This is a genomic window from Psychrobacter sp. S1-30-MNA-CIBAN-0213 (genome assembly GCF_040309845.1).
In the GTDB taxonomy this organism is placed as follows: domain Bacteria; phylum Pseudomonadota; class Gammaproteobacteria; order Pseudomonadales; family Moraxellaceae; genus Psychrobacter.
The window spans coordinates 78,296-102,705 of record NZ_JBEOPE010000011.1 but is presented as its reverse complement, the minus strand read 5'-3'; the positions used below and the strand labels follow the sequence as shown (position 1 = coordinate 102,705).

Annotated in this window: 21 protein-coding genes and 1 riboswitch; of the genes, 14 read left to right on the top strand and 7 right to left on the bottom strand. The window is 41.8% G+C overall.

Features of this window, described 5'->3' with window-relative positions; translation table 11 throughout:
* Window positions 1-56: 56 nt before the first annotated feature.
* Window positions 57-395, bottom strand: coding sequence for a LytR/AlgR family response regulator transcription factor (locus AAEY87_RS10985; RefSeq protein WP_350657193.1), 339 nt, complete (start codon window positions 393-395; stop codon window positions 57-59).
* A 426-nt stretch (window positions 396-821) separates the two neighbouring features.
* Window positions 822-1,868 (bottom strand): histidine kinase, encoded by a 1,047-nt coding sequence (locus tag AAEY87_RS10980; protein WP_350657192.1) that lies wholly within the window; start codon window positions 1,866-1,868, stop codon window positions 822-824.
* Window positions 1,869-2,104: 236 nt separating this feature from the next.
* Between AAEY87_RS10980 and argH the strand changes: the two genes are divergently transcribed.
* The 6 genes from argH (at window position 2,105) to AAEY87_RS10950 (ending at window position 9,883) form a co-directional block, all read left to right on the top strand.
* Window positions 2,105-3,478 carry an argininosuccinate lyase gene (gene argH, locus AAEY87_RS10975; protein WP_350657198.1) on the top strand — a complete coding sequence of 458 codons (1,374 nt, stop codon included), beginning with the start codon at window positions 2,105-2,107 and terminating at the stop codon, window positions 3,476-3,478.
* A 237-nt stretch (window positions 3,479-3,715) separates the two neighbouring features.
* Window positions 3,716-4,006, top strand: coding sequence for an oxidative damage protection protein (locus tag AAEY87_RS10970; RefSeq protein WP_068033730.1), 291 nt, complete (start codon window positions 3,716-3,718; stop codon window positions 4,004-4,006).
* 90 nt (window positions 4,007-4,096) lie between these two features.
* A riboswitch (TPP riboswitch) is annotated at window positions 4,097-4,241 on the top strand.
* Between the two features lie 246 nt (window positions 4,242-4,487).
* Window positions 4,488-6,425, top strand: a complete 1,938-nt coding sequence (gene thiC, locus AAEY87_RS10965; protein WP_350657191.1) for a phosphomethylpyrimidine synthase ThiC — start codon at window positions 4,488-4,490, stop codon at window positions 6,423-6,425.
* 593 nt (window positions 6,426-7,018) lie between these two features.
* The gene (locus AAEY87_RS10960; protein ID WP_350657189.1) at window positions 7,019-8,353 is read left to right on the top strand and encodes a purine-cytosine permease family protein; all 1,335 of its coding nucleotides are present in this window, start codon (window positions 7,019-7,021) and stop codon (window positions 8,351-8,353) included.
* A 7-nt stretch (window positions 8,354-8,360) separates the two neighbouring features.
* Window positions 8,361-9,143 (top strand): carbon-nitrogen hydrolase family protein, encoded by a 783-nt coding sequence (locus AAEY87_RS10955; RefSeq protein WP_350657188.1) that lies wholly within the window; start codon window positions 8,361-8,363, stop codon window positions 9,141-9,143.
* Window positions 9,140-9,883: an MBL fold metallo-hydrolase gene (locus AAEY87_RS10950; RefSeq protein ID WP_350657187.1), complete on the top strand. Its 744-nt coding sequence runs from the start codon at window positions 9,140-9,142 to the stop codon at window positions 9,881-9,883. The genes AAEY87_RS10955 and AAEY87_RS10950 overlap by 4 nt, the downstream gene beginning before the upstream one ends.
* 110 nt (window positions 9,884-9,993) lie before the next feature.
* On the opposite strand, the gene AAEY87_RS10945 is transcribed toward AAEY87_RS10950, so the two are convergent.
* On the bottom strand, window positions 9,994-10,884 hold the full coding sequence (locus AAEY87_RS10945; protein ID WP_350657186.1) for a fructose bisphosphate aldolase: 891 nt from the start codon (window positions 10,882-10,884) through the stop codon (window positions 9,994-9,996).
* 285 nt (window positions 10,885-11,169) lie between these two features.
* A complete protein-coding gene (locus AAEY87_RS10940) occupies window positions 11,170-12,096 on the bottom strand; it encodes an EamA/RhaT family transporter (RefSeq protein ID WP_350657185.1) in 927 nt (308 codons plus the stop codon).
* Window positions 12,097-12,455: 359 nt separating this feature from the next.
* Here AAEY87_RS10940 and AAEY87_RS10935 point away from each other — a divergent pair, with 359 nt between their 5' ends.
* The 3 genes from AAEY87_RS10935 to AAEY87_RS10925 are packed head-to-tail and all read left to right on the top strand — an operon-like array spanning window position 12,456 to window position 15,924.
* Entirely contained in the window at window positions 12,456-14,366 is a 1,911-nt protein-coding gene (locus tag AAEY87_RS10935; RefSeq protein ID WP_350657197.1) for an ABC transporter ATP-binding protein, read from the top strand.
* Window positions 14,367-14,407: 41 nt separating this feature from the next.
* Window positions 14,408-15,298: an alpha/beta fold hydrolase gene (locus tag AAEY87_RS10930; RefSeq protein ID WP_350657184.1), complete on the top strand. Its 891-nt coding sequence runs from the start codon at window positions 14,408-14,410 to the stop codon at window positions 15,296-15,298.
* Between the two features lie 8 nt (window positions 15,299-15,306).
* Window positions 15,307-15,924, top strand: a complete 618-nt coding sequence (locus AAEY87_RS10925; protein WP_350657182.1) for an alpha-ketoglutarate-dependent dioxygenase AlkB family protein — start codon at window positions 15,307-15,309, stop codon at window positions 15,922-15,924.
* Here AAEY87_RS10925 and AAEY87_RS10920 read toward each other — a convergent pair.
* From AAEY87_RS10920 to AAEY87_RS10910, 3 genes are all read right to left on the bottom strand, one after another.
* Entirely contained in the window at window positions 15,921-16,925 is a 1,005-nt protein-coding gene (locus AAEY87_RS10920; protein WP_350657181.1) for an NADP-dependent oxidoreductase, read from the bottom strand. The genes AAEY87_RS10925 and AAEY87_RS10920 overlap by 4 nt on opposite strands.
* Before the next feature lie 123 nt (window positions 16,926-17,048).
* Complete coding sequence (locus tag AAEY87_RS10915) at window positions 17,049-17,807, bottom strand: endonuclease/exonuclease/phosphatase family protein (protein ID WP_350657196.1); 759 nt, start codon at window positions 17,805-17,807, stop codon at window positions 17,049-17,051.
* A 205-nt stretch (window positions 17,808-18,012) separates the two neighbouring features.
* Entirely contained in the window at window positions 18,013-19,125 is a 1,113-nt protein-coding gene (locus tag AAEY87_RS10910; RefSeq protein WP_350657180.1) for an AOC03_06830 family ribosome hibernation factor, read from the bottom strand.
* A 566-nt stretch (window positions 19,126-19,691) separates the two neighbouring features.
* Here AAEY87_RS10910 and AAEY87_RS10905 point away from each other — a divergent pair.
* The 5 genes from AAEY87_RS10905 (at window position 19,692) to AAEY87_RS10885 (ending at window position 24,377) form a co-directional block, all read left to right on the top strand.
* Window positions 19,692-21,896: a M3 family metallopeptidase gene (locus AAEY87_RS10905; RefSeq protein WP_350657179.1), complete on the top strand. Its 2,205-nt coding sequence runs from the start codon at window positions 19,692-19,694 to the stop codon at window positions 21,894-21,896.
* Window positions 21,896-22,153, top strand: a complete 258-nt coding sequence (locus AAEY87_RS10900) for a YheV family putative metal-binding protein (protein ID WP_350657178.1) — start codon at window positions 21,896-21,898, stop codon at window positions 22,151-22,153. Before AAEY87_RS10905 ends, AAEY87_RS10900 begins: the two co-directional genes overlap by 1 nt.
* Window positions 22,154-22,309: 156 nt before the next feature.
* Complete coding sequence (locus AAEY87_RS10895; RefSeq protein ID WP_350657177.1) at window positions 22,310-22,828, top strand: hypothetical protein; 519 nt, start codon at window positions 22,310-22,312, stop codon at window positions 22,826-22,828.
* Window positions 22,829-22,945: 117 nt separating this feature from the next.
* Window positions 22,946-23,500, top strand: coding sequence for a hypothetical protein (locus tag AAEY87_RS10890; protein ID WP_350657176.1), 555 nt, complete (start codon window positions 22,946-22,948; stop codon window positions 23,498-23,500).
* A 160-nt stretch (window positions 23,501-23,660) separates the two neighbouring features.
* Entirely contained in the window at window positions 23,661-24,377 is a 717-nt protein-coding gene (locus AAEY87_RS10885) for a hypothetical protein (RefSeq protein ID WP_350657175.1), read from the top strand.
* Window positions 24,378-24,410: the final 33 nt, after the last annotated feature.

Sequence of the window (24,410 nt, the reverse complement as noted above, 5' to 3'; positions counted from 1 at the left end):
TAGTTTGTTTGTACCAACTTAATCTACTCTTTCTCATATGACTATCCTAGATTATTTTATTTATCTAGGACAGCCCCTTCATCTTTATTTGCAGGCTTGAGTAAATAGCCTATCGCATTGGCTTTAAACGCTGCAATGGCATAATGGTCGTAGGCTGTAACAAAAATGATAGCTGGCGGATGCTCAAGCTCATTAAGTGCTTGTGCACAGCGTACCCCATCCATTTCTGGCATTCGTATATCGAGCAATATTATATCAGGCTGCTGTATTTTTACTGCAGTGATGGCCTCAGCACCAGTCGTTGCTTGGGCGACCACCTCGTACCCTGATTCTTGCACGATTCTAACCAAACGCTCACGAGCAAGTGGTTCATCATCACAAACTACGATTCGCATATAGATTCCTCTTTTACAGCATAATAAATATATTTTTAACTACTCTTGATATTATATTTGTATAAATTCGCAGTAGCCCAGCATACATAAAAATAATTATTTCATAACTCTATGATTAATTAGTTAGACACCGATAATTCGTAATTATCTTACTTCAAACAAGCTATAAAACCTGCATGAGTTTTGGAGAGCGTTTGTCATCTATATGTTATTAAAACAGACAGCTTGATGATGATATTCATATGGTTTTTGATTCAAACCCTGTAGCTACCAATCAATCAACCTAAGTGCATACGAGTGACTAAGTCTCTAAAATAGCGTTATACAAGATATGCAGCAATAAATATGCCATGTTTGAATTAACGGTAGCGATATTTGAATGAAAGGTAGAATAAATGGTCGATTTAAGTTTTGTGTTGAGAAAAACTATAATCCTACATCATGTAGAGGGTAATTAATCACGGTCACAATGCGCTCGTTGGTGACATCACTTTGTATGTTAGCACTTTGATCAAAATAGGCTCTGAGACGTTCAGCTTGGATATAAAAGTTCACATGGCGACGTAAGTCATGAACAACCATTAAGGTTTTACTGGGCAGTTGGACAGTCACAGTGATAGTAACGCGATGCTGTTGCCATGTTACAGTAATATCGATAAAAATAGTTTCAGTTGTCATCTCAACGACATTAAGCAGCATTTTTTCAAGAACGCTTTGTAAAGTTAACGCAGTAATTACCATATCATACATGACGTCATCGTCAGGAAGATTCCAATTTACAACCAGCTTATCGCTCAAACGACTCGATTCAATCGCTAAGTAATGCTCACAAAGGGCAACTTCTTCTTCAAAGCTAATTTCGCGCGCGCCATTAAAAGTGGCTCGAAAGAGTGCCGATACATGTTGTAAAAGTTCAGCAGCCTGTGGAGGGTTAGATTCGATAAGTGATACTAAAATATTGACGGTATTAAAGAAAAAATGTGGGGCAATACGTGCCTTCATTAAGTCATTTTGGGCAGTAAGTTTGTGCTCAAATGACTGCTTGAGTGCGATCAACTCACGGTAACGTCTAATAAAGTACAACATAAATACTAAAGTAAAACCGACCGTAATCACAATATTGAATAGTACGTTTAATACAAAGGCTTTACGCTCATAAACCAGCCAGCCAGTATTGATCTTTACCAGCATGACTAGCATTGCAGACACAGCAGAGGTAATGGTAAATAGGAGCAAAACCTTCATGCTAACGTTGATAGGATTGGCACGTTTAAAAATAGGTCGCAGATAATCTATCAAATATAGAGAGGGAATAATGCTCAAAGTATACTGAACAATTCGGCTTAAAAATTTAACAAAAAATTGAGGCCAAGTAGCCAGATCATGACGATCAATCGACGTAACAAACAGCGCCCAAAAGAAGATATAGAGCATCCATTGCCATGGTTTCATCATTTCTGTAAGCCTAGGCATAAAAAACTCTAAGCGCTCAGCTAGCAAGGCAACCTCATCCTTTGCTATACTTGAGCTCTTATTTTCCTGACTTGTCTTAGACCAATATGAACGCCAACTCTTCAAATCCTAGTAATCCCAAGCAAGATAAAAATTCAAATTCACTTGATTTTAGCACAAATGCAGCGGCCACACAGACAAATGCCGCTACCCCTAATCAAGCTGACAGCCCCGCCCACAATGCACAGGGGCAACAAATGTGGGGTGGACGCTTTAGTGAGGCGACCGATAGCTTCGTTGCAGCCTTTACCGCTTCGGTTGGCTTTGACCAACGCTTTGCGCGACATGATATCGAAGGCTCAATCGCTCACGCTACTATGCTCAAAGAATGTGACATTCTGACGGCTGACGAGGTTGCAACAATTATCGACGGTCTAAAGCAGGTGCTTGTCGAGATTGAAGCAGGCGAGTTTAAATGGTCGATTGCGCTTGAAGACGTGCACATGAACGTTGAGTCGCGCTTAACCGATATCGTCGGTGCAGTGGGTAAAAAGCTGCATACTGGACGTAGCCGTAATGATCAGGTCGCAACTGATATTCGTTTATGGTTGCGTGAAGAAACTGACAATATCATTGCCTTATTGGTACGCCTGCAAAGCGGCCTACTTGACTTGGCTGAACAACATACCGATACCATTATGCCAGGCTTTACCCATTTGCAAACCGCACAGCCTGTCAGCTTTGGTCATCATGTAATGGCATGGTTTGAGATGTTATATCGTGATACTGAACGTCTAGTTGATGCACGCCGCCGTATCAATCAGATGCCACTTGGTAGCGCCGCCCTTGCTGGTACGACCTTCCCAATCGATCGCACTATCACTGCTGAATTTCTAGGTTTCGAAGGTATTTGCCAGAATTCGCTAGATGCAGTTTCTGACCGTGATTTTGCTATCGAGTTTACTTCAGCTGCTTCTATTTTAATGATGCATATGTCACGCATGAGCGAAGAGATTATTCTGTGGATGTCAGCGCAGTTTAACTTCGTACAGATACCAGATCGTTTTTGTACCGGTTCATCTATTATGCCGCAAAAGAAAAACCCTGATGTGCCAGAGCTGGTACGCGGTAAGGCAGCACGCGTATTTGGTCAGTTGATGACCTTATTGAGCCTTATGAAAAGTCAGCCGCTTGCCTATAATAAAGACAACCAAGAAGACAAAGAGCCTCTATTCGATTGTGTTGATACCTTAACTGGTTCGCTTTTGGCGTTCGCTGATATGTTGCCAAATATTACGCCAAACAAAGAAAACATGCGTGCTGCCACCATGAAAGGTTATGCGACTGCGACCGATTTAGCAGATTATCTCGTACGCCAAGGTGTGGCATTCCGTGATGCGCATGAAGTGGTCGGTAATGCCGTTGCTCTAGGTATTAAAGAGGGTGTTGATTTGAGTGATTTGTCACTTGCCCAACTACAGCAGTTTAGTGAGGCTATTGGTGATGATGTGTTTGACTTTTTAACATTAGAAGGTTCATTAGCAGCTCGTGATCATTTAGGTGGCACTGCACCCAATCAAGTTAAGCAAGCTGTCGTTAATGGTCGTGCACGCTTAAAAGTGTTTGCTTAAACGCCTGGTTTAAAAAAACCGCCTTAATATTGTATATTTAACACTCGCTCCTAACATTCACTACTTAGGGCGGGTGTTTTTTATTTGTCATATTGTTGGCAAAATTGCTATTAAGCAGATTTACGGTTACCTTCTATATACTTGATAGCCTTTGCTAAATCGACCAAGACCGTTATCATAGGTTGATATCGATATTTGACTTAATAAATTAATAGCTTACTTAATAAGGAGCGCCTCATGACTGAGAGTTTTAACCCACAAGCCAATACAGTTTTTTGCCGTAAATATCAGCAAGAATTGCCAAAAATGCCGCATCCGCCTTTTCCTAATAAAAAAGGTCAAGAGCTACAAGAAACGGTATCTGACAAAGCGTGGAAAGAATGGCTTGAACATCAGACGATGCTTATTAATGAGAACCATTTAAGCATGATGGATCCTGCAGCCAAAAAATTCTTAACCGAACAGCGTGATAAGTTTTTGGATAATGAAGACTATGAGCGTGCGCAAGGTTGGACACCAGAGGCTTAAGATTTACACTTTTGAACCTGATACTATTAAACTTGGTAAATGACTATAATTCGCCATAGAAGTTTGCTAGTATAAAGTTGATTCACAACACTGACAGACTCGGGGTGCGGTGTATTAAAGGCTCGCTTTACTAAACTTACTTTATTAAAGTAATCGCCTTTATACATTCGCTGAGAGATCACCCGCCGAACCTGATGCGGTTAGTACCGACGCAGGGAAGTCTTAAGCAATGGTTATATATGTGCAAAGGGCGTGCAGAAATGCCTTTTTATTATCGTCACTATTTTTTGTCGCTTGCCAAGCGCTATATAATGACGAATGATACGAAGCTGCGTCTACCAATTTCTAAAATAATTTACTAGATCTAAGTTTAGTAGAGTAATCATTTTATTTAAATTGATATCGCATGGATAACTAATGCTTACCCCGCAGCTACTGGCGGTGTTGATTTTATTCAAAAACCAACACGCTAGGACAGCATATGACTATCTCAGACATTACCTCGAACACAAAAGCTGCTCAAACCCATATCCCAGCTAATGCTTCGCTCAACGCGACTGACAGCAAAGCGGATAAAAAAGCAGATGCCCTAAAAACACCTGCCCATCGCCATCAAACAGACGCGCGCTTTGAAGAAGATGCCCGCGACTTACACCGTATCTTGCCCGCCTCCCGTAAAATTTATATCGAAGGCTCAAGACCCGATATTCAAGTACCGATGCGCGAAATAACGCTTGATCCAACCCCTGTGCAAGGCATTTCTGAGAACGAATGGGAGCAAAACCCACCGTTTTATGTCTATGACACATCAGGTGTTTATACTGATCCCAATGTTGAGATTGACCTCACCAAAGGATTGCCAAAATTACGTGAAGGCTGGATAAACGAGCGCGGAGATACCGAGCAGTTAAAAGGTCTATCAAGTCAGTATGGACAAACGCGCGCCCGTGATATTAGCACTGCCAACTTACGATTTGCCCACATTGATAAACCTCGCCGTGCAAAAACAGGCAAAAATGTCACGCAAATGTACTATGCTCGTCGCGGCATTATCACCCCTGAAATGGAGTATATCGCCATTCGTGAGACGCAAAAGCAGCACGAGTTGACTGATATGCGTCAACATGATGGTGAGAGCTTCGGTGCTAATACGCCGAAAATTATCACCCCTGAATTTGTACGTGATGAAGTTGCCGCTGGACGCGCAATTATCCCTAATAACATCAATCACCCTGAATCTGAGCCGATGATTATCGGACGCAATTTCCTAGTAAAAATTAACGCCAATATCGGTAACTCAGCACTCGGCTCCTCTATTGACGAAGAAGTGTCAAAAATGACGTGGGCAACACGTTGGGGCGCAGACAACATTATGGATTTATCGACCGGCAATCATATTCATGAAACCCGCGAATGGCTAATTCGTAACTCACCAGTGCCGATTGGTACGGTCCCTATTTATCAAGCGCTAGAAAAAGTCGATGGCGTCGCTGAAGATTTAACATGGGAGATATTCCGCGACACCTTGATTGAACAAGCAGAGCAAGGCGTGGATTATTTCACTATTCATGCAGGTGTACTGCTCGATTATGTACCGATGACTGCCGGACGCCTTACAGGCATTGTGTCACGTGGTGGCTCAATCATGGCGCAGTGGTGCATGGCGCACCAACAAGAAAGCTTTTTGTACACTCACTTTGAAGATATCTGTGAGATTATGAAAGCCTATGATGTCGCCTTTAGTTTGGGTGATGGTCTGCGTCCTGGTTGCTTACAAGATGCCAATGATGAAGCGCAATTCAGTGAACTCAAAACCTTGGGTGAGCTGACCAAAGTGGCATGGGAGCATGATGTGCAGGTCATGGTTGAAGGACCGGGTCACGTCGCGATGAACCGTATCAAAGAAAATATGGATTTGCAGCTTGAGCTGTGTGCTGACGCGCCATTTTATACGTTAGGGCCTTTAACGACAGATATTGCACCGGGTTATGACCATATCACCAGTGCCATCGGAGCAGCGATGATTGGCTGGTTCGGCACCGCCATGCTTTGTTATGTCACGCCAAAAGAGCATTTGGGTCTGCCCAATAAAAAGGATGTCAAAGACGGCATCATCACTTATAAGATTGCCGCTCACGCTGCCGATCTTGCCAAAGGCCATCCAGGTGCACAGGCACGTGATAACGCTTTGTCCAAAGCTCGTTTTGAGTTCCGCTGGGATGATCAGTTTAATCTAGCCCTCGACCCTGATACCGCGCGTGAATATCATGATGAAACTTTGCCAAAAGATGCGCACAAATCCGCCCACTTTTGCTCAATGTGTGGCCCAAAATTTTGCTCGATGAAAATCACTCAAAACGTGCGGGAATATGCAGCGGGACTGGATAAAGATGCCGCTAATAAAAAGGTAACGCCTTAAACGGGCGACTTAACCAATGCTGGTCATCTGATTGAAGAAGTAAAAACTGAGCTTGTTGGGCAAGGCCGAGGAAGTACGTAAAGGTATGGCAGAGATGACCGAAAAACATCATAGTGAAGGCCGTCAGTTGTATAAAGAGATATAGCTATTCATTTACTAAAATCTAGTTAAAGTAAAAAGCTTGAACCTAATTGTTAGGTTCAAGCTTTTTTTACGTCTGAATCAAGCTACAGTCATAGTCATGCCTTATTATTCTTACTGTATATCTAGATCATTCATAAAATTATGTAAGACATTCACTACTCTTAAGCTCTTCTTATATTTTAATATTGTATTTTTAAAATATAACTCCTAATTATAAGTAACTAGATGGATTCACTACGAAATAACAGAAGTTTACTTCTAAAATTTAGCATGGTCTGATTACTCTTAATTATGTATCGTGAAAATAAGTAAACTTTTATTTGATTACATTTACTACAAATACGATTAGAAATGCTATTTTCCCAACACGGTATATACATGGATAGTTCTATCGTCACCAGTGCATTTGATTCGCTGGTATTAATATAATTCGGTTAAGGAAGACCGTAATGACCAAACCATTTTCATTTTTTGGACAAGACACACTATCGCCAAATAACGCGGGACACAGTTTAGGTTCGCTTGGTACGTTCGCTCTATGGTTCGGTGCCAACATAGTCGTCACTACTATTCTAACTGGTATGTTATTGGTACCTGATTTACGATTTAGCACCGCTATAACAACGGTACTGATTGGCTCGTTGATTGGTGCAATTCCACTGCTCTTAGTTGGGCTTATGGGCCAACGCACTGGTCTACCATCAATGGCATTGACTCGAAGAGCTTATGGCCCCCTTGGTAGTCAACTGATCTCACTAGTAAATATGTGTGTACTGATTGCTTGGAGCTGTATTCAAGCTCTGCTCGCAGGCATGAGTCTCAACTATGCTATTGAAGTGACTACAGGATATAGCAACTTACCACTGTTTGTTATTCTGTGTGAGACCGTCGTGGTACTGATTGTGCTACGTGGTCATCTCGGAATTGAACTTGTCGAACGCTGGGCAGCACTAGCAATGGCCGGACTCACGGTTATAGTACTCTATCAGCTTTACCAGCATTACGATGTCTCAGCACTCTTTGAGATGCCAGTTGAATCTCGCAATGGCATTACTTTAGGTATTGCCTTTGATATTGTCATTGCCACTGCATTTTCTTGGATGTCTTCAGCAGCGGATTATAACCGTAACTGTAAGACCTCACGAGTTGCCATCTGGGCCACCTATTTCGGTTACATCTTAGCAGCTATTGTAGCTATGGGGTTAGGTGCTATGATTTCAGGTCTTTCAATACTAAATGGTATGGAACAGACTTACGATCCTACGCGCTTGCTTGCAGAGTTTGGCTTTGGTTTACCAGCTGCATTAGTCATTTTCTTCTCAGTCATGACAACTAACGTTATGGCGGTTTACAGTGCTACATTGTCATGTATGAATATAGCGCCTAATATGAGCTTTTGGAAACCTGCATTAATCATTGGTGTTGTCACTATTTTGGGCGCACTAATTCCGGGTATCTTAGATCAGTTTCAAAATTTCTTATTATTAGTAGGCGCGCTCTTCATTCCAGCGTTTTCAGTAATGATTGTTGATTATTACTTGGTTGGTCAAGAGGGTTATACAGCTAAGCTTCTTGATTCTAAGCGTCAATTAGGGCGTCCTACTGCAAAGATTGCTATCGGTGCTTACTTGATTGGTGCTACTCTCGCTGCTTATTGGGCAATAATTTCTCCACCCGCTTTCGGCGCTTCATTACCAGTATTTATAATCACTGGTGCCCTTTACTGGCTAGGAGCTACTTTATTTACTCGCTCTAGCACTGCTATCAACTCAACCAGCGAGTAACCGTATCATGAGACTAATGCTTGCTCAAACCAACCCCGTATGGGCTGATCCTTCTGCCAACTTAGAGGCCTTAGAAAGCCTCTGCCAGCTAGCAGAAAATGCGAAAGTAGACATGCTCGTCATGCCAGAGCTGGCATTGACTGGCTATAATATTTTCGAGCGTCTCGATCATTTGGCTGAATCAGTAGATGGACCCATCGCTACTCAAGTCGCCAAGCTCGCGATTAAATATAATTTGCATATATTATTTGGACTTGCCGAGCATCAGTCCAATGGTCAGTTGACCAACTCTGCTGTCTTATTCGACGACAGTGGCAAGCGTCTCGCCACTTATCATAAACGCCAGCTATGGGACCGTGAACATGAATATTTCACTGCTGGTGAAAAATATTGCGTCGTCGATACTCAGTTTGGAAAGTTGGGACTAATGATTTGTTATGATAATGAATTTCCAGAAATAGCCAGAAAACTCGCTCAAGCAGGTGCACAGATTATACTATCGCCTACCGCTAATATGATGCCGAATGCGGAACGCCAGATACTTCAAATTCGTGTCCGCGCGATGGACAATCAATGCTTCGTCGCTTGTGTTAACCGCTCTGGCATAGAAGGAGAGCTGCATTATTGCGGTCACAGTCTCGTAGCTGGTCCTGATGGTGAGGTATTGGGTAATCTTGGCAATGATTCTGGTATATTAATAGTAGATATCGATTTGAACCGAATTAATGAAAGCCGTACTAATCATGACTATCTAAAAGATTTAGATAAGTTAAATGGAGCTGGCTTATGAATGAAAGCACGCTACCGCGTATTGCACCGGAGAAATGGTATCGAACTCAAAGTATGAGCGATGACATTACGCTCATCGACGAGCCTTGGATTAAGCCTTTTTTTCGCTGTAATCTTTGGCATGTAAGAGGGAGCGAGCGCGACTTATTGGTAGATTTTGGCTTAGGTGCTGTGCCCTTACGTCGTCATGTTGCTTTACTTACTGAACGCGAAGTAGTCGGCGTTGCTAGTCACACTCATTTCGATCATATTGGCGCAGCAAGTGAATTTGGCTGCTGTCATGTGCACTCGGCTGAGGCTGATATTCTTGCAGCACCAGACAATGCACGCACCTTAGCTGATATGTTTGTCAATGATGAGATGTTTGACGCCTTACCGCCAGCGCCCTATGCGCACTGCGGCTATAAAATTCCTGTCCCAGCGAAAATTGTACAGCTAGAAGATGGTGACATAATTGATCTAGGCAACCGGCAGTTTGAAGTAATTCACACTCCAGGTCACTCACCTGGTGGCATTGCCCTTTGGGAGACCGCTACTAAAACTCTAATATCTGGCGATCTCATTTATGACGGCCCACTGATTGAAGATACTTGGCATAGTGATATTTTTGACTACGCTAAAAGCATGCGGCGCTTAAATGCTTTGCCCGTCCGTGTCGTTCATGGTGGTCATTTTCCAAGCTTCTCAGGTGAACGTCTTAATGTCATGATTGATGACTGGCTACGAGAACATGATTTGTAGTCACGGATGTAACTTTAAATATGAACTTATTTTGCAATATAAAGTAAAAAATCCCAGTAAGCAGAACGCTTATTGGGATTTTTAATGTACGTTCCAGTCTTCTGGAAAATTTAAACCTTCGACGCTTTATAAATCTCATCGATTGAGATATTGATGGTATCAGCAAACTCTTTATCGCTTTGCTGTTTACTCAAACCTTCGGTAAACGCGCGTGAGAAACTGGCAATCATACCTGGGTTTTGCTTAAGCTTTTCGCAAGCATCGCTACGGCTATAACCGCCAGACAAGGCAACGACTTTTAATACTTTTGGATGATCAATCAATTCTTGGTAGAAACCAGATTCTTCAGGCAAAGTCAGCTTAAGCATCACTTGCTTATCATCAGCCAAGCGCTCAAGGTTATGCAATAGATTGGTTTTAAGCAGTAGCTCGCATTCGTGCTTCTCAGCACTATTGATATCTACTTCTGGCTCAACGATAGGCATAAAACCCTTAGAGATAATTTGCTTCGCCACATCAAACTGCTGCTGGACGACAAGCTCAATACCATCGACACTTGGCTCATAAATTACTGAACGCATTTTAGTGCCAAACACTGGGTAGTTTTGGGCTTTATCCAATAATGCATCTAAATTAGGTATTGGACGCATCACTTGTACGCCGCTCATTTGTTCTGCTAAGCCTTTATCCACCTTTAAAAAAGGCACGATATTTTTATCTTCCCATAGATAGTTAGCCGTAGGCTTACCATTGACCTCACGATCCATCGTATCTTCGAACAAAATCGCCCCAAGAACACGCTCGCTATCAAAGCAGTCGCAAGTCATAATCCGTACACGCATCTCATGTACAAGATCAAACATGGCTTCGTCATTATCGTACTCATCCCCACTCACACCATAATTCTCAAGTGCCTTAGGCGTGCTTCCACCACTTTGGTCGAGTGCCGCGATAAATCCCGAACCGTCTTTTATCCGTTGTAATTGCTTTTGATATTCCATTAAGTGTGCATCCTCTAATTATTAATAAGTATCAATTTTACTGTGACACCTTATGCGCTATATGACAACTTGCATACGATCTAACTATAAGTAACTTTACCATAGGACATACTATGTGCCTACATTGAATAAGTTAAGAATTAGTGATTTTTAAGAACAGTTGTTGGATTTATATATGATATCACTATGCTTTATTATATATACTGATATCAGCATATACAAACTTAACCTTCTATTCCTATTATAAATGTTAAATTGCTCGTGAAATTTACATTGTCTCGTTGTCTAAGCTAAGAACAGTACTGCCACAGCGCTTACTGCTAACAACAATCCCAGCATATTGATACGATTAAGAGATTCTTTAAAGACACCTACTCCAATGATAGTCGCCACTGCGATGACTCCAACGTTCATACCTGTGAATACGATACTTGGTGAGTCAGACAATACTTGATGTGCACGCACATATGCATAAATATTACCCATGTTGAGCGCACCAAGCAGTAATCCTGCGACAAGTGCATTACCTTGCCAGCGCACACATGTGATGAGCAAATATATAAATAACAACAACCCTGCCAGTCCAAAGCTGACAAATAAGGTCAAGGGGAATGCCGTGCCTTGCTTGGCAACTTGTTTGAACAAAATATCAATGATGCCATAACCTGCCCACACCCCAAACAACCATAGCGGTGTTTTGAGTGCAGGATTTTTATTGGCAGTCTCAGTAGCTGCCATACTTATACTATTGGTGTTATTGCCACTAGTAGTAGTATTGCCACTGGTATTAGCAATGACAGCTTGCTGCGGACGATAAACCAAGGCTCCTAGTGCCAAAAATCCTAAAGCTAGCCCAAATATGCGCGTGCCAGTCAAAATCTCACCAAATAATAAAAAGGCGGCAACAATAGGAATAATCAATGATAAACGCTGAGCTGCATCGGTTGCCACCATTCCAACGGCTTCAATGGCACGTCCAAGCATTACAAATACGACGGGCAACAGCACACCAAGAGCGATAATAATGCCCCATGCAGCGCCAAGTGTATTAACACTACTCACATCTGGTTTTAATAAGATAAAAGTCAGTAAAAAGGCGACTGGATAACCGGCCACGATTGTTTGGCGAATATCTATGTTTTTCCGTCTTAGAACTTTGAGCAGAACGGAAACAGCGACACTACATAGCACCGCAATCGTTAAATAAATCATTAGCTTCTACCTTCTTAAATTGCAATTTTGCAGGTTTATTGTTCGTATGCCAGTGCTGAGAATCTTGATATAGTCATTTTTAAGCGCTTGATTCTTAGATAAGCCAATGATTATTAATAGAGAATATACCCCATTGAATAAAACGAAATAGGGGAAGGTAACAAAATATTTTTTATACAGCAATCTATTTATAGTGGTTTTTAACAGTTAATACCAAATACGACCTGTAGCGTTCAAATTACAATTAGCATGCAGGTGTAACTCTGAAGTTTTGCTAAAATAGTGCGTAATCCCAATAACACAAGTAAGTGCCCAAGATGACGTTTAATATCGTTTATCTTGGCGTATCATTTTTGCCTATGAATGCTCTATTCCGTTTTTTTGAAAATCGTCTACCCGCCTTTCCTGATACTCCTATGCCATTACCCTCACCTCGTCAAGGGCTGTTGAGATTTTTGTGGGCATGTACCAAAGGTTTACGTGGCTGGCTACTGTTTTTTATGATTTTGTCCGCGGGTATCGGCATTTATGAAGCGATGCTATTTGCATGGATTGGTAATATAGTTGACTGGCTAGGTATCTATACGCCGCAAACGCTATGGACTGAAAAAGGCGACGTGCTCCTTTTGATGCTAGCGGTAATGCTACTGAGTCCGTTTTGGATTGCCTTATCATCGTTTATTCATTTTCAGTCGATTCAGGGCGTGTTCCCGATGCAAATGCGCTGGCGTTTTCATCAGCATATGCTCGGGCAGTCGATGCAGTTTTATCAAGATGAGTTTTCTGGTCGAGTTTCTGCCAAGGTAATGCAAACCGCACTGGCCGTGCGCGATACGGTGATGACGGTCACTGATATGTTTATGTATGTGATCGTTTATTTTATTACCACCGGTGTCATTTTATTTAACTTAGACAGCTTATTACTAATCCCATTTATCATCTGGTTTGTACTCGTTGGCTTTACTTTACGTTTTTTTATTCCCAAGCTTAAACGGACTGCTATCGTACAGGCTGATGCCCGCGCGTTGATGGTTGGCCGTATCACTGATGCTTACGCCAATATTATGACCGTTAAATTGTTCAGTCATTCGCGCCGTGAGCTGGGTTATGCTAAGAACGCTATGGGTCAGTTTTTAGGAACGGTTCATGCGCAAATGCGCTGGGTCAGCTATTTAGAGATCTCAACCCATCTGATCAGCGTTATTTTAGTGAGTAGTACGGCTGGGATTGGTATCTATTTATGGCAACAAGGCGATATTGGCGTTGGGGCTATTGCCGCAGCAACCGCAATGGCGTTACGGTTAAACGGTTTAACGCAGTGGATTATGTGGCAAACAGCAAGCTTGTTTGAGAGCATTGGTACCGCCCAAGACGGTATGCGTACCTTATCTGCACCGCAGACTATCGTTGATGCGCCTAACGCTTCTAATCTAAAAGTTACCGATGGTCATATCGTCTTTGACCGTGTTGATTTTAGTTATGAGGGTGAAGATGATATCGAAGGTGAGCGCATTGATGAGGTTGATACTGAAGGAACAGCGCTTATCCCCTCACAAGTAAAACTACTGGATAACTTCTATTTAGATATCAAACCCGGTGAAAAAATCGGTTTGGTTGGACGTTCAGGTGCTGGTAAATCGACCCTAGTGAATTTATTACTGCGCTTCTTTGATGTTGATAAAGGTAAAATTTATATCGATGGACAAGCGATTGATGAAGTCACTCAAGAATCCTTGCGTCAGCAAATCGGTATGGTAACGCAGGATACCTCACTGCTCCACCGTACCGTACGTGAAAACATCGCCTATGGACGTCCTGATGCCAGCGATGAAGAAATCATTCTTGCCACTAAGCAAGCACAAGCTTGGGAGTTTATCAAAGACTTATATGATGATAAAGGCAATACTGGTCTTGATACGCAGGTTGGAGAACGCGGGGTCAAACTCTCTGGCGGTCAGCGTCAACGTATTGCCATCTCACGCGTTATGCTAAAAAATGCGCCAATTTTATTATTGGACGAAGCGACAAGTGCGCTCGACTCTGAGATTGAATACGCCATTACTGAAAGCCTAAATGATATCATGACTGGCAAGACCGTCATTGCTATTGCCCATCGTCTGTCAACGATTGCAGCGCTTGATAGATTGGTGGTCATGGATAAAGGTCAAATCATCGAACAAGGCAGCCATGATGAATTATTAGCATTAAATGGCGTCTATGCTGGATTATGGCAACGCCAAAGTGGTGGTTTCTTAGGTGAAAACAGTTAATTATCGTTAAACATAATGAGTCACAAGGAAGTGTTATTCTCATGGAAGCATTTACAAACAGTATTGATATCAGTGGACAACAAGCCCGCTATTACGACTTAACTCAGCTCAATGCGGCGGTAGGGAAAAGTACCCATAAACGTCCAGCTGCGCATTTTTATGGTGGCAATAGCTTCACCGTCGGTACCTATCAGCCTCTAATGCATAATCTTGCGGATAATTTTGATATAACCTCGCTAGCAATGCGTGGCTATTGGTACGACAAGCCCAAAGCTCGTCGCCTGACTCGTGAACAAGATGCCGATATGCTCATTAAGTTTTTGGACAAAACTCAAGATGCACCTATTATCGGTATTGGACATTCACAAGGGGCAACCGCTACCGCAATGGCGGCGGCCAAGCGTCCCGATCTATTCTCACAACTATACCTTATCGAGCCAGTCACTTTTACCAAGAAACAAACAGCACTATATAATTTACTCCCACGGGCTTTTATGCTCAGCCGTGAGCCTTTTAAAAGCACACTAACCAAGCGAACGACTTGGTCAAGTATCGAAGGTTACTATGAGCACCTGCGCGAACAACGTGCTTACAGACGTATCAGTGATGAGCACTTGTTGGTGTTCGCTGAACAAAGCCTTGCTGCAAATACTGATGGCAGCTACTCTCTAATATTTGATCCAGAGCAAGAGCTCGCCAATTACTTTGGCACGCCACATATTGATAAATCTCTTAAAAAATTGCGCTGCCCCTATACGCTTATTACCGGTAAACCAACTTTGTTTATTAACCATAAAGTTCGCAAGCAATGGCAAAATTTTGTACCTGACAACAGCATCATATCACTAACAGATTACGGTCACTTGTTACCGATGGAAGCGCCTGAATTATGTGCGCAAATCATAAGTGAACACTATCAAAGCCGTAAATAGACCAAACCATGACTGATCTTTTTGTCCCAGCACCCACTGATAACTTGTTACCCTATGATGGCAAGGGCAATAATTTAGGAGTTATTATTAATAATCCTAATGATCTCTACGACACACTTTTAACTGAGCTTCCTTGGCGCTCTGATATCGTAACTTTATTTGGTAAAACTCATGTCACCACTCGTCAGATTGTTTGGATGGGTGAAGAAGATACCAGTTACCAATACTCCGGTCATGCGCGCCAAAGCATTCCATGGTCAGATGCAGTGTTTCATGTGAAACAAGTTGTCGAGCGACAGCTGGCAAATATTGGAATCGCCGCTGACTTTAATACTTGTTTGCTAAATTATTACCCTTCAGGATCTGACGGTATGGGCTATCATGCGGATGATGAAAAGGAGCTAGGCTATCAGCCAATTATTGCTTCCTTGTCCGTTGGCGCTACACGAAAATTTGTTTTTAAGCATAAAAAAACTCAAGATAAAGTCGAGCTTCATCTTGAGTCTGGTCAGCTTATCGTTATGCATGGTGATACCCAAGCATTTTGGAAGCACACCGTCACTAAGACTAAAACAGTAGCCGATGGACGAATTAGTCTAACGTTTCGGCACGTGCTTTCAGATTAGCTGGCTTTTAAGACAATTTTGCCAAAGGTATCGCCTTTTTGTAGCTCAGTGTGAGCGGCAACGATCTCAGATAGCGGATAAGTCTGCTGAATATGTAATTTGAGCTTACCAGTTGCCACTTGTTGTAATACTCTTGCCATATCTTGCCCACTACGTTGAGCTTTATAACCAGCGACATTTAGATCTTTTTGGCTGCCAGCCTCCTTGAGCTTATCGACCCAAATCGTTGGTAGCACATTGACGCGTCCACCAGACTTGAGCACATCAAGCGCACGTAAACCTGCATCACCACCGACCAAGTCCAGTAGTACATCCGCTTGCAAATCAGGGAACGCATCCTCTTTAGTATAATCAACCCAGCCTGCTAGCCTGCTCTTATCTATAAGGTCATCAAGCTTGGCATACTTTTCTGGTGAACAAATAACAGTGATTTTGATATCGTCCTGATTTACCTTGTCCATTAATAACTGAATGAGTAGATGACCAACACCACCTGCCGGGGCATTCATTACGACATGCTCGCCTGTTTTGATATCAGCAAACTCTACAAATTGTAGCGCTGTTTGTCCTACACAAGGGAGTGCACCTGCCTGCTCTAGCGTTATCGATTCTGGCACTTTAGCCAGCAATGTAGCATCGACTGCGACATACTCAGCATAGCAGCCACCATCAAAAGTAAGCGCTGCGACTTTCTCATCAACAGTAAACTGATCGTTATTACTTTTGACCACAACACCAGCCATATCAAAACCTAAAATAGCAGGTTTGTCATGGTCAAATTTATTTTTACGGATATTCTCGGCACCCCAGCCCTTACCTTGGCGAGTCTTATAATCAACGGGATTAATGCCTGCATACGCGACTTTCACTAACACTTGGTCATCACTTAACTCAGGGATAGCGACACCGTCTTGATAGTTCATGACCTCGGGTTCACCAAACTCACGAATAAGTACAGCGTGTTGAGTCGTTGGCAATGGTTTATTAGAAAGGTTAGACATAGGTATATATCCTTATATGTTATGTGCTAATAGTTAATTATCTTATTAATTTGGAATTTTTTGAGCTTTAATTTTATTAAAAAAGAAACAGGTATTATTCAATTTATAGGTAGCGAACCTATACTATAACAAAGCCAACTCAGCACTAATAGGCAAGTGATCGGACAATTTCGACCAAGGTTTACCAGTATGTACCCAAGCGTTTTTCACAGTAAGATTACGTACATAGATACGATCTAAACTTAGTACAGGCAGCTTTGCCGGAAAGGTCGGTAACAATTTACCATGACATTGTTTAAAAGCCTCAGTCATCCCAAGATCACTTGCTAAGGTATCACAAGATAGCTTTTTCCAGTCGTTAAAATCACCCGCTAAAATCAGAGGTTGATTCGGAGCTATCTCGTTGCGCATGTAATCACTAATGGCTTGATATTGCTTAACACGATCACGCTCAAATAGGTTCAAGTGAGCGCACAACACCACCACTGGCACATCCCAACCAGCTGGCTGCACTTCACAATGCAAGACACCGCGTTGCTCAAGTTTATTCACAGTAATGTTAACGTTATGCTTTGGATCTAGTGGAAATCGGCTCAGTACCGCATTACCATGATGACCATTTTCATATTCTGAATTTTTACCATAGCTATTTTCTAGCTGCAGATACTCACCAAACCATTCATGCTGAGATTGATCAGGGTATTCGTTATAGTGCATATTGCGCCTCAAATGCTGACCTTGCACCTCTTGTAAACATAGGACATCAGAGCCTACTTCTTCAAGGGCTTGAGCAATCCCTTGCATTTTTACTCGGCGATTAAGTGGCGACATGCCTTTATGGATGTTATAGCTGGTCACAACAAAAGAGTTTTTATTAATCATAGATTCAGTATTCATAAAATAAGTGTTATAAGCGATTATAGGCGTTATTCGCGCTATAACAACAGGAATGGTAATTTTGTCTTAGCCTTATCACAACTATATTAATTATATGAAATGCAAAAAAGCATTGGCTCATATTGAACCAATGCTTTTTCTATTGATGCTAAATCATTATTGCTAAGCTAACTGGCTAGCTAGATAACAATTAGTAGCGCGTAACCAAAGCAATTGGCTGATCATCACTCATAATATCTTGTGGCATAAACACAGCCTCACCACCATTATGAATGACATGCTCAATGATTTCGCCAACAGCGTCATCAGTCACACCTTTTTCAGATGCATCATTAGCAGCAGTTAATGTCTGTGCTTTTTCGTCAATCATCGCAGCCTGCATATAACCGCGACGTACATACAAGGTCTCACCAGCGCCTTGATATGCAGCACGATATACATCCTGCAGATCAGTCCGAAGCATATCAGCCCCCCGTGCTTTGTCAATCTCACCCAATGCTGCTGTATGTAATGAAGTACGATATTCTTCTACCGCCTCTTGTACCGAGTTAACGATATGTTGTGCACTACCATCATCTAGATTGGTAGCGTTTGAGACCATTGCAATAATATTATCTGGACGATCACAGACTTCTTTGTAATAGCCAATGTTTTTTGCATCACCAACAATAACGAGTGGCATTTTGTGCTCACCCCATAGTTCTTGAACACTTTTATCAACTTGGTTAAAGAACTCTTTTAGATAACTGCTTTCATTGTTAGATGAACGATCAGAGCCACCATCGCCTGTAGTATATAGTCCATTATTATCGATAGGGAATGGGATGCTTTCCATATGATTTTGACTATCATCATCCTTGTCGAACTCCATGACTACACGATCGTTAGAAGCTTCGATGAGTCGCGCCTTATCACGGGTCAGAACTACCGTATAATAATGTACCGCACTCGCCATATCGCGAACTAAGTCACGGGTTGCAAATCGATCTGAAATAATGACCCGTTCTGTAGTATCGATTGGCATACGGATGACTTGCACATCATCAGTGCTAGCAAATATCGCTAATGTATCAAGATTATAGTTATGATTTAAATCATTAGTTTTGGCATGAATATTTTCTAGAATAGTCGTTGCGGTACGCTTATCATACTCGCTGGTTAAACGATCTTCCATCACTTTCAACTGGTTTTTTAGAGCGATAGGATCTTGTTCATTCGCTGGATGCGCGCGATGGGTCTTAACAAATATACTCACTGCTGGATTGGCTTTGGTTTCACGTAAACTCTTGAGGGTCGCTTTCATAAACATTTTTCCTTATGTTATTGTTGTCGGTTTTGAGTAGCTAAATGATAAAGACAGGCTTTATCTATAGGACTATCCTAACCAAGTTATGTCAATGCTATGACATAGTTAATCATCGGACAGCTTTTATCTATTCAACTGCTTTGTTTAATGTATTGTTATGCACACTATACGTCCGTTATTTTTTATACTTATATACAAGTATATTCTGATTGTTATGTAGGACAACTTTATGTAGAACAACTATGATGCTATCAAGTTAATGTTGCTAGCTATAGGGTTAGTTTGCAAGCAAATGATGACGCTTTGTAAGCATCATTAATGAAAACCATATTTTGAGACATCTAATAATCATAATATTTATCTGACAAACAATATATCCTATAAACAATATAGACGATTTACTTTTAGTCTACGGCTGCTGGCTTGCATTCTTACCAAAGCATACCCATCATTTAGATAGCTTTCTTTGAATTTGCTAACTTGTATATGCTAAAAAGCAATTAAACTATTCAACAATAATTAACCAAATAACAATTAGCCATTTATTACCATTGGATACCTCTATGACTACGATTGACCCAAACCTACATCTTATCGACTTTACCGCAGCGAAGCCTAACGAATTACAGGTAAAAGTAGATGATGCGATTGAGCAAGGTAATAACTTTCTAGACGAGCTAACAACGTCTACAGACAACGCTAGTAATATAAGTCCTAAGCAGGCATTGACTGATGTGATTGCTTTTGATCATATTAATTTGGCATTGGATCGGAGTTGGGGAGTCTTATCGCATCTTAATAGTGTGATGAGTAATGACGAGATTCGTTATGTACATCATGAGTTGTTACCTAAACTATCCGCTTACGGTACTCGAGTCGGTCAGCACCAGCCACTATTTAGCCGTTACCAAGCTATCGTCAATGATAAAGAATTTTTTGCAGAGCTTGAGCCAGCACGTGCGCGTGCCATTGAGCTTGCATTACAAAGCTTTGAGCTGTCTGGTGTAGCGCTACCCAAAGATAAGCAAGACGAATTTGCTGACATTCAAAGTAAATTATCTACCTTATCTGCAACGTTCTCCGATCATATCTTAGATGCCACCCAAGCCTTTGCCTTGCCACTACAAGAAGAGCAATTGGCAGGTTTAACAGAAAGTGGCTTGGCATTACTAGCCGATGCCGGTGAGCAGTATAAAGCTCGTGAACTTGCCAGCGGTGCGCTCAAACAAGCTGAGATTGATGCGTTACCAACACCCTACTATGTTGCGACTTTGAATATTCCCGTATATCTTGCGGTCATGACCCATGCGGACAATCGCGAACTGCGTGAGACTTTATACCGCGCTTATGTAACCCGTGCTTCTGAATTTGATACTCATACCAATGCTAAAGGCGAGTCGCTAAATAACGCTGACATCATGGGCCAAATCCTACAACTACGTGAACAAAAAGCCCAGCTATTAGGCTTTGCTAATTATGCTGAAGTGTCGCTTTCGACCAAAATGGCAGACAACGTAGCAGAAGTTGAGACCTTTTTACGCAATTTGGCTACCAAAGCTAAGCGTACTGCTGAGCAGGATTTAGCCCAGTTGCAAGAATGTGCGCGTGATTATGACATCACTGATTTACAACCATGGGACAGTGCTTATATTGCCGAAAAGGTAAAACAAAACAAATTTAGTTTATCGCAAGAAGAGATTCGTCCGTACTTCCCCTTACCGAAAGTTATTGACGGTCTCTTTGCTATCGTTGAGCGTTTATACGGCATTAAAGTACAAGAACAAAATAGTTCTAATGAAGCTACTAAATATGAAGCCAACGCCGTTTCGCGCTGGCATGATGACGTGCGCTTTTATCAATTATTTGATGCAAACGATACATTGCTCGGTGGCTTTTACTTTGACTTATTTGCGCGTAGTGGCAAGCGTGGCGGTGCGTGGATGAGTGGCTTTCAATCGCGCTATAGCAATGATGAGCAAGCATATCAGCAGCTACCAGTTTGCTTTATGGTCGGCAACTTTACCCCAGCGCTAGACGGTAAGCCAAGTTTGCTCACCCATGATGAAGTATTAACTTTATTTCATGAGTTTGGTCATGGTTTACATCACCTATTGACCCAAGTAACGGTCGGTGATGTCGCGGGCGTAAACGGGGTTGAGTGGGATGCGGTCGAGCTACCCAGTCAGTTTATGGAAAACTGGGCGTGGGATGCTGAAGGCATTGCGCTTATTAGCAGTCATGTCGAGACGGGTGAGCCATTACCAAAAGATAAGCTTGATGCCTTATTAGCTGCCAAGAACTTCCAAAGTGGCATGCAAACATTGCGTCAAATTGAGTTTGCACTGTTCGATTTACTTATTCACTCGCATACGCCAGCGCTTGATTATGCCGGTATCCTTGCAACACTTAATGACGTTCGCAGTGATATTGCCATTATGGAAACGCCCGATTACAACCGCTTTGCTAATGGTTTTAGTCATATCTTTGCGGGTGGCTATGCAGCAGGTTATTACTCTTATAAATGGGCTGAATTGTTATCTGCGGATGCATTTAGTAAGTTTGAAGAAGACGGTATCTTTAATCCAGTCACTGGTAAAGCCTTCCGCGAGACTATCTTATCTGTGGGCGGTAGCTTGCCGGCAAAAACCAACTTCGAGAATTTCCGTGGGCGTAGTGCCAGTATTGACGCGTTGTTACGTCATAGTGGCTTTAATAATACGGATATCAATACTGCGGCAAATGCTCAAACTAAGCGTGAGGTCAGCTAATGCGTTATCAATCTAGTCATCCAAAAAGGCAATTCTTAGCGGGAGTACGCTGCCCTAAGTGTCAGGTGTTAGATGCAGTAGTGCAAATAAATGTCGTGACGCCAGCACCTGATGAATATATTGAATGTACCCTGTGTGGCCATAGTGAACACCGTCCCGACCCTGATGAGATTAGCGCCAAGAATCATCTTGAGGATCAGATTAATCGCGATGCAATGGCAACCGGCACTAGTGGCACAGTAAAATTCAAACCTTAACTTCAAATTTTTATAGTAAATATACTTATAAAATGATAAAAGCTTTGAACTAAGTCGTCAATAATGCACTCACTACTAGCCTATCAATTGATAGGCTTTTGTTTTTTAGTTTGCTATAGTATGGAAACTTTGTTTTCGATATAAACTGGCTACAGTATGACTTCTAAGAAACCTTCGTCTCTTCTGACCAAAACAGTAACAACTAAGCCAACGGGTATCCGTCTAAAAAGACTCATAACCATAGCCTTGTTGCTGCTACTTATCGTTATCGCTTATTTCGTTTGGCCACGCCCGCTTCCGAGCACCTCAACGCTTGTAAAAGAGACACCGACAAAACCTGAGCAATCTCAGGTTGATACGATACCAACGACTATGGATTCAACGAGTATTGATGATACTGATAGCGACCTTTCGATTAATGAAGGTACTGAGACAACTGGGATACAAACACCTGATTCTGAGGCAATTTTAAATGCCTCATTACCGGAAACTGACAGTTTAGCCAAGGAAGAAGTCGATCGCTTAGAAGACGAGCGTCAACGACTCGTAGAACAAGAGAAACTAGCAATTGAGCAAGTGCAAATGAATAAAAAACTGACAGATATGAAAGCTGAACAAATCAAATTGCTTGAGCAGCAAATCGCACAGTTAGAAGCCGCACAAACTCCTCAATAAGCTATCATCTTAAAAACATTGAATTGGATAACAGTATGTCAGTAGGCAGCAGCCTTTATTCAGCTGTAAACTGAGTCTATATAACTTATAAAAGCATCTACTCATGGGGCATCTGTTATGACTACTCTGCAACTCACCCATGCCCCTATTCTAAATAGTAGCGCGCAGATACTTATCTTACCAGTTAATAATGCTGGGATATTTCTAGATCCTGTGCTGATGCGAACTAAAACCTTGTATTCTGACAATTATCAACGCTATTATCGCGCTTGCCGTGATGGTAGCTTGGAAGCTGGTAGCTGCTTACTTCATAAGCGGTTGCGTGAACATGCTGGTCTTGGGATCAGTAGTAATGGCAATCAGCCAAGTTATGTTGCTAACCTTGTCATATCCGACCATCCTTATCATCCAGCACGGTCGCGTTGGTTAACGGCTGCATTGACTGATTTATGCGAGCAGCTTATTCCGTTGATACGTTATCAAGGTATCCGTAGGGCTGCTCTACTCGCACGCCCGCTTGTCTTTGATAATTCTAAAAGCCATATAGCTAATACCCCAAGTTTGATTCCCTTGGATTGGGATACTGATACCCTACCTCTTCTCAACCAATATTTACAAGATCTACCAAAAGTTCGAGTTGATATTCATCTGCCCAAAAGTATCGTCATTTAGATCTGCCAAACTTTCTATCAAAATGTTTTTTCCTGTAGGCCTTAATAGGTATATTTATGTCGAGATATTGACTAAAAAATTACTCCAGCCTAATATCAAGTTATAAGAATTATCGAGCGTAGATATCTTTTACCTATAACTCCAAACAGGATAATCAGTTATGTCAAACAACAACTCAAAAAACAGCAAGACTGGAAACGAAAAGAAATCTACTGACAATAAAGCGGTCATTGGCGTAGAAGTGGTCAAAGACGATACCGTAGTATTTGAAAACGGTGACTTTGAAGACTATAACGCTGAGCATGACTATCAAGAAGACAAAGATCAAAAAAAGAAAGATCAAGAAAAGAAAGCCGATAGCTCTACTAAAAATGATAAATCAGACGATGATAAGTCAGATAAACAAGATAAGTCGGATAAGTCTAGCAAAAGTAAAGACACTGATAAAGATCAGAAATCTAGTAAAGAAGATTCGTCTGAAAAGGATAGTAAATCCAAAAAAGACGATAAATCTAGTAAAGATGACACTGATACTGAAGATAGTAAATCTGATCAAAAAGATGAAGCCGATAAGAAGGATGAGTCTGAGCAAGACGACACATCTAATATGACGATGGCTGGTATATTTCAGTGGGCATCTAAGCTTAGAGAGGACTTCATGTCCGAAGCTACGGGCATTACTAATGGCGTCACCGAAAAAGCGGCTGCCATGACTCTTCAAAGATTAATAGCTGTGGTAGATATGGAATTGGCAGCCTTTGATAAAAGCGTAGAAGTCGCTAAAAAGCTCATAGCAAATGTAGAAGAAGAACGTGCTAAGATCGTGAGTAGAAAAGACAAGTACCAAGGTATGATTGATAAGTTAGATCAAGAGTAAGCACTTTATCTCGTTAGTTTATAGTGTCATCAA

What these genes read in the sequence shown, in the direction of transcription:
- AAEY87_RS10985 (WP_350657193.1), bottom strand. Translation starts at nt 395, where the DNA reads ATGCGAATCGTAGTTTGTGATGATGAACCACTTGCTCGTGAGCGTTTG.
- AAEY87_RS10980 (WP_350657192.1), bottom strand. Translation starts at nt 1,868, where the DNA reads ATGCCTAGGCTTACAGAAATGATGAAACCATGGCAATGGATGCTCTAT.
- argH (WP_350657198.1), top strand. Translation starts at nt 2,105, where the DNA reads ATGTGGGGTGGACGCTTTAGTGAGGCGACCGATAGCTTCGTTGCAGCC.
- AAEY87_RS10970 (WP_068033730.1), top strand. Translation starts at nt 3,716, where the DNA reads ATGACTGAGAGTTTTAACCCACAAGCCAATACAGTTTTTTGCCGTAAA.
- thiC (WP_350657191.1), top strand. Translation starts at nt 4,488, where the DNA reads ATGACTATCTCAGACATTACCTCGAACACAAAAGCTGCTCAAACCCAT.
- AAEY87_RS10960 (WP_350657189.1), top strand. Translation starts at nt 7,019, where the DNA reads ATGACCAAACCATTTTCATTTTTTGGACAAGACACACTATCGCCAAAT.
- AAEY87_RS10955 (WP_350657188.1), top strand. Translation starts at nt 8,361, where the DNA reads ATGAGACTAATGCTTGCTCAAACCAACCCCGTATGGGCTGATCCTTCT.
- AAEY87_RS10950 (WP_350657187.1), top strand. Translation starts at nt 9,140, where the DNA reads ATGAATGAAAGCACGCTACCGCGTATTGCACCGGAGAAATGGTATCGA.
- AAEY87_RS10945 (WP_350657186.1), bottom strand. Translation starts at nt 10,884, where the DNA reads ATGGAATATCAAAAGCAATTACAACGGATAAAAGACGGTTCGGGATTT.
- AAEY87_RS10940 (WP_350657185.1), bottom strand. Translation starts at nt 12,096, where the DNA reads ATGATTTATTTAACGATTGCGGTGCTATGTAGTGTCGCTGTTTCCGTT.
- AAEY87_RS10935 (WP_350657197.1), top strand. Translation starts at nt 12,456, where the DNA reads ATGAATGCTCTATTCCGTTTTTTTGAAAATCGTCTACCCGCCTTTCCT.
- AAEY87_RS10930 (WP_350657184.1), top strand. Translation starts at nt 14,408, where the DNA reads ATGGAAGCATTTACAAACAGTATTGATATCAGTGGACAACAAGCCCGC.
- AAEY87_RS10925 (WP_350657182.1), top strand. Translation starts at nt 15,307, where the DNA reads ATGACTGATCTTTTTGTCCCAGCACCCACTGATAACTTGTTACCCTAT.
- AAEY87_RS10920 (WP_350657181.1), bottom strand. Translation starts at nt 16,925, where the DNA reads ATGTCTAACCTTTCTAATAAACCATTGCCAACGACTCAACACGCTGTA.
- AAEY87_RS10915 (WP_350657196.1), bottom strand. Translation starts at nt 17,807, where the DNA reads ATGATTAATAAAAACTCTTTTGTTGTGACCAGCTATAACATCCATAAA.
- AAEY87_RS10910 (WP_350657180.1), bottom strand. Translation starts at nt 19,125, where the DNA reads ATGAAAGCGACCCTCAAGAGTTTACGTGAAACCAAAGCCAATCCAGCA.
- AAEY87_RS10905 (WP_350657179.1), top strand. Translation starts at nt 19,692, where the DNA reads ATGACTACGATTGACCCAAACCTACATCTTATCGACTTTACCGCAGCG.
- AAEY87_RS10900 (WP_350657178.1), top strand. Translation starts at nt 21,896, where the DNA reads ATGCGTTATCAATCTAGTCATCCAAAAAGGCAATTCTTAGCGGGAGTA.
- AAEY87_RS10895 (WP_350657177.1), top strand. Translation starts at nt 22,310, where the DNA reads ATGACTTCTAAGAAACCTTCGTCTCTTCTGACCAAAACAGTAACAACT.
- AAEY87_RS10890 (WP_350657176.1), top strand. Translation starts at nt 22,946, where the DNA reads ATGACTACTCTGCAACTCACCCATGCCCCTATTCTAAATAGTAGCGCG.
- AAEY87_RS10885 (WP_350657175.1), top strand. Translation starts at nt 23,661, where the DNA reads ATGTCAAACAACAACTCAAAAAACAGCAAGACTGGAAACGAAAAGAAA.